This window comes from Polaromonas sp. P3_C2 (assembly GCF_056402675.1).
In genome coordinates this window covers 1-4,459 of record NZ_JBFUGX010000345.1, presented here as the reverse complement: position 1 = coordinate 4,459, position 4,459 = coordinate 1, and the positions used below count along the sequence as shown (strand labels likewise).

Annotated in this window: 4 protein-coding genes; 3 read left to right on the top strand and 1 reads right to left on the bottom strand. The window is 61.2% G+C overall.

Annotated features, from left to right (window positions below):
- Positions 1-366: 366 nt before the first annotated feature.
- The 3 genes from AC1DWI_RS14685 to AC1DWI_RS14675 all read left to right on the top strand — a co-directional run bounded on the left by AC1DWI_RS14685 (position 367) and on the right by AC1DWI_RS14675 (position 3,982).
- The gene (locus AC1DWI_RS14685) at positions 367-1,869 is read left to right on the top strand and encodes an ATPase domain-containing protein (RefSeq protein ID WP_477669903.1); all 1,503 of its coding nucleotides are present in this window, start codon (positions 367-369) and stop codon (positions 1,867-1,869) included.
- Positions 1,870-1,983: 114 nt separating this feature from the next.
- Positions 1,984-3,363, top strand: coding sequence for a hybrid sensor histidine kinase/response regulator (locus AC1DWI_RS14680; RefSeq protein WP_477725093.1), 1,380 nt, complete (start codon positions 1,984-1,986; stop codon positions 3,361-3,363).
- A gap of 415 nt (positions 3,364-3,778) precedes the next feature.
- Positions 3,779-3,982 (top strand): hypothetical protein, encoded by a 204-nt coding sequence (locus AC1DWI_RS14675; protein WP_477673515.1) that lies wholly within the window; start codon positions 3,779-3,781, stop codon positions 3,980-3,982.
- Positions 3,983-4,230: 248 nt separating this feature from the next.
- Here the strand turns inward: AC1DWI_RS14675 and AC1DWI_RS14670 are convergent.
- Positions 4,231-4,459 (bottom strand): methionine adenosyltransferase domain-containing protein (locus AC1DWI_RS14670; RefSeq protein ID WP_477725092.1); only part of this gene is annotated, 229 nt, incomplete at its 5' end.

The window sequence follows — 4,459 nt, the reverse complement described above, 5'->3', positions numbered from 1 at the left end:
GGATTGACTGGGCTTTGTTAGCACTCAATACCATCGAGTGCTAATCATAGAGGCAATCAGGCCTGTTTTCAAGGTGGCGCCGCTGAAAACCGCTGTTTTGGTGCTTTAGCTGTGACCCGGATCGATTCTCGGGTTCCCACCCTGGCCGTCCGGCGGCATCCCGGAGGGGGAGCGAGTGGAGAAACGCTGACGGGAGACGAAGGGACGGCGTGTCGTCCTACGCTCAACTCAGGCTCCGCAAACCGGGGATTTTGGAGGCTGCTGGCTACTATTTATCCAGGTGTTACAAGCCGCTTCGTTCTTTAACGGGGTGTTGCGGATTGTTCTTTCCGTGCCATGTTGGCTCACAACCGCATCCCTGTAACCATGACCACAAAGACCTCAACCGAGCTTCAGTTCCTTTCAACCGGCATCCCAGGCCTGGACAACATCCTTGGAGGCGGCCTCATCAAGGACCGGATCTACCTGATCGAAGGTGAGCCTGGCACCGGCAAGACCACCACCGGCCTGCAATTTCTGGTGGAAGGCGCCCGGCAGGGTGAGTCCGTTGTGTACATCACTCTGGCCGAAACAGCCGCGGAGCTGACCGGCGTGGCCGAATCCCATGGCTGGAACATGAAGGGTATTCACATTCATGAAGTCCTGCCGTCTGAAAACCTGCTGATGCCGGAGGCCGAATACACCATGTTCCACCCTTCGGAGGTGGAGATGGGTACCACCACACAGATGATTCTGTCCGTGATTGAAGAGCGAAAACCGACCCGGGTGGTGATTGATTCCCTCTCCGAATTGCAATTGCTGGCCGATACGCCGCTGCGCTATCGCCGCCAGGTGCTGGCGCTCAAGCAATTCTTTGCCAGCCGGTCCTGCACCGTGATGCTGCTCGACGATCGCACGGCCGCCGGCATAGACCTTCAGGTGCGCTCCATTGCCCATGGYGTGATTACGCTGGATCAGTCCGTGAAGGACTATGGGGCCGAGCGGCGCCGCGTGCGCGTGGTGAAGTACCGCGGCATTGCCTTTCGCGGCGGCCTGCATGACTACGACATCCAGTACGGGGGCCTGTGCGTGTACCCGCGCCTGGTGGCGGCCGAGTCGCGGGTGATGGGCAAGCGCGAGCAGCTCAAAAGCGGCCTTACCGAGCTCGATACCCTCCTTGGCGGCGGCCTGGAAGAGGGCACGAGCACCCTCATCGCCGGGCCTCCCGGCACCGGCAAGTCGTCGCTGGCGGCCCAGTTTGTCACTGCCGCGGCGCAGCGCGGGCAGACCAGCGCGATGTTCCTGTTTGAAGAGGCGGCCAACAACCTGTTGAACCGCGCGGACGGCTTGGGGATGGAAATCCGCGAGCCCTATGAAGCGGGTGTGCTGAGCATTCAGCAGATCGACCCGGCCGAACTGTCCCCCGGGGAGTTCGCGTCGGTGGTGTGCCAGGCTGCCGACCGCGGCTGCAAAGTCGTCGTCATCGACAGCATCAACGGCTACCTCAACGCCATGCCGGATGAGCGCTTCCTTACCACGCATTTGCACGAACTGCTGACGTACCTGGGTCAGCGCGGTGTGGTGACCATCCTGGTGGGTGTGCAGCAGGGCATGCTGGGCGGCCAGATGTCCACCGCGGTGGACGCCAGCTATCTGGCCGACAACGTGCTCATGCTGCGCTATTTCGAGCATGACGGCGAGGTCAAGCAGGCCGTATCGGTGTTCAAAAAGCGAGGCAGCCTGCACGAGCGCACCATCCGCGAATTCTCCATGTCTCGCAAGGGTATCCACGTAGGTGCGCCTCTGCGCGGCTTCCGCGGCATCCTGACGGGGGTGCCGGTTTATGTCGGTAACGATCCTGAAGTGGGTGGCGCCCGCGGAGCGAGATAGGTGGAGCGGCGAATCGTCATTTGTGCGCCTACAGGGCGGGACGCAGCGCTGACTGCCAAAGTGCTCCGGTCCGTGGGTATCCACAGCATTGTGTGTGCAAACAGCGATGAGCTTATGACGCAACTCCCGCTGGGTGCCGGCGCCCTCTTGCTGGTGGAAGAGGTTGTCAGTGGTGCCGCCATGCGGCCACTGGCCGAATACGTGGCCTCACAGCCCACCTGGTCGGACATCCCCATCCTGCTTTTGACACGCAGCGGCGCCGATTCGCTGGATGTGCAGCGGGCGGTCGAGCATCTGGGTAACGTCACGCTGGTGGAGCGGCCCGTGCGCACCATTGCCCTGATTACCGCCACCCGTTCGGCCGTGCGGGCCCGCGAAAGGCAATACCAGGTGCGCGATGCCGACAAGCGCAAGGACGAGTTCCTGGCTACGCTTGCGCATGAACTGCGCAATCCGCTGGCGCCGATCCGTACGTCCATGGGAATCCTCAGGCATCTTTACCCGGATTCGGGCCAGATCACGGAGTTGCGCAATGTCGTGGACCGCCAGGTGGCTCACCTGACGCGATTGGTGGATGACCTGCTGGACGTGGCCCGCATCACCAGCGGCAAGGTCACCCTGAAAAGGGGGCAGATCACACTGCAATCAGTGATCAACCATGCGGTGGAGATTTCCGGTTCCGCCATGGAAAGCAAGCAGCACCGGCTGGACGTGCAGGAGCCGGACGCACCGTATTTTCTGGATGCCGATCACGCGCGCCTGGTACAAAGCGTCGCCAACCTTCTGGTCAACGCCGCCAAGTTCACGCATCCAGGCGGGCATATCGTGCTGCGCGCGGAAGTCGAGGGGCCTGTGGTGACTTTCCGGGTCGCCGACAACGGGATCGGGCTTGAGGCGTCTTCTCTGGCAAAGATCTTTGACCTGTTTGCCCAGACGCCCGTGCCTGGCGAAGCGCCGACCGGTCTGGGAATCGGTCTGAGCCTGGCCAGGCAGTTTGCCGAGATGCACGGCGGCACTCTGCACGCCAGCAGTGAAGGCCTGGGTCATGGCAGTGAGTTCGTCCTGGCGCTGCCGGTGGTTCTGGAGGGCGGGCAGCCTGCATCGCCTGTGCAAATGGCGGGCTCCGCCCGGTCCGGAAATGCCAAAAAAATCCTGGTGGTGGACGACAACGTGGATGCGGCCAATACCTTGGGCGCTTTGCTTGGCATGGATGGTTTTGCAGTGACAACGGCGTATGACGGTGTGGCCGCCGTTGCTGCAGCCAAGGCCCACAGGCCGGACGTTGTCGTTATGGACATCGGAATGCCCGGCATGAACGGGTACGACGCAGCACGCTTGATCCRCCAGCAGCCGGCCGCTGAAAGTATGGTCCTTATTGCACTCACTGGCTGGGGACAGACAACAGACAAAGCCCTTGCCAGTCTGGCCGGGTTTAACCACCACCTGGTCAAACCGGTGGATTACGAAAGCCTGATGTCCTGCCTCGTTGCCTGATGCGGGTAAAAAGCAGCGGCCGGAAAGCCGGGAATTAAAGCTCGAATCAAGAAAGTGGTGCCTGATTCGGGCTTGTCCTACACGCATTTCCTATCCCGCTGACGCTTTGTGGCCGAGTGTGAACCTACAGTCAAAACCCAGCCACTCAAAGCCTTCATTGGCGCCGCCATGTTTCTAGACAGCTTTCCCCTGCATGAACCAGAAATCCGGGCAACCCGGCCTGCGCGCGAAGTCGCCATGGAAGCGGGGAAATTCCGCAGTGCCTGGCCGTTCATCGTCACCGGCAACGGTTTTGGTGTATCGCATGCTGCCCGTGATTCCCGGGGGGGAATGCCCTCAATGTCGGCATCCGCATTTCCCGCCGCGGATCCCGGCAGCTTTGTTACGTGACGTTCAGCGACACGAAGGACACGAGATGGGCCTGAAAAAACGTATTGATCCAAAGAGTGATCGTGACCGCAAGAACGGGTCAGCCGCACAGCCTGACGCCATATCTGCCGAGGAATACGGCAGAGAGGGCACCAACAAGACCATCGCGCAGCCCAAAGCCGACAATGCGCCGTCCGAAGAATTGGGCAATACCCCGCATGTCGGGAAAAGCCCCTACACGCGCGGTTGAATCGCGGGGTTGATCTTCTGGATTAGCGAGGGGAGGGACCTCTTGGGTCCTTAACTTCGCAGCGCGAGCAAGCCTGCGCTGAAAGCCGCACAAGCTCGCTTCGTTCGGGGCCTTACAGGCCGGCTGCAGCGCGAAGCGCAGCAGCTTTATCGGTCGTTTAGCTTCGGCGCAGGCCTTCGGCCCTTAACTTCGCTGCGCGAAGTGAGCCTGCGCTGAAGAACTGATACCGGGCTGTCCGACCGGCGGCCTTACAGGCCGGCTGCAGCGCGCAGCGCAGCAGCTTTATCGGTACGTTCCCAGGTAAATTCCGGCTCGTCGCGGCCGAAGTGGCCATAGGCTGCCGTCTTTTCGTAGATGGGGCGCAGCAGGTCCAGCATCTGGATGATGCCCTTGGGGCGCAAGTCAAAGTGTTCATTGACGAGAGCCGAGAGTTTCTCGTCGGAGATCACGCCGGTGCCTTCGGTATAGACCGTGACG

Bases quoted from the DNA above. Each gene is read 5' to 3' on its own strand.
- AC1DWI_RS14675 (WP_477673515.1), top strand. From the start codon at position 3,779: ATGGGCCTGAAAAAACGTATTGATCCAAAGAGTGATCGTGACCGCAAG.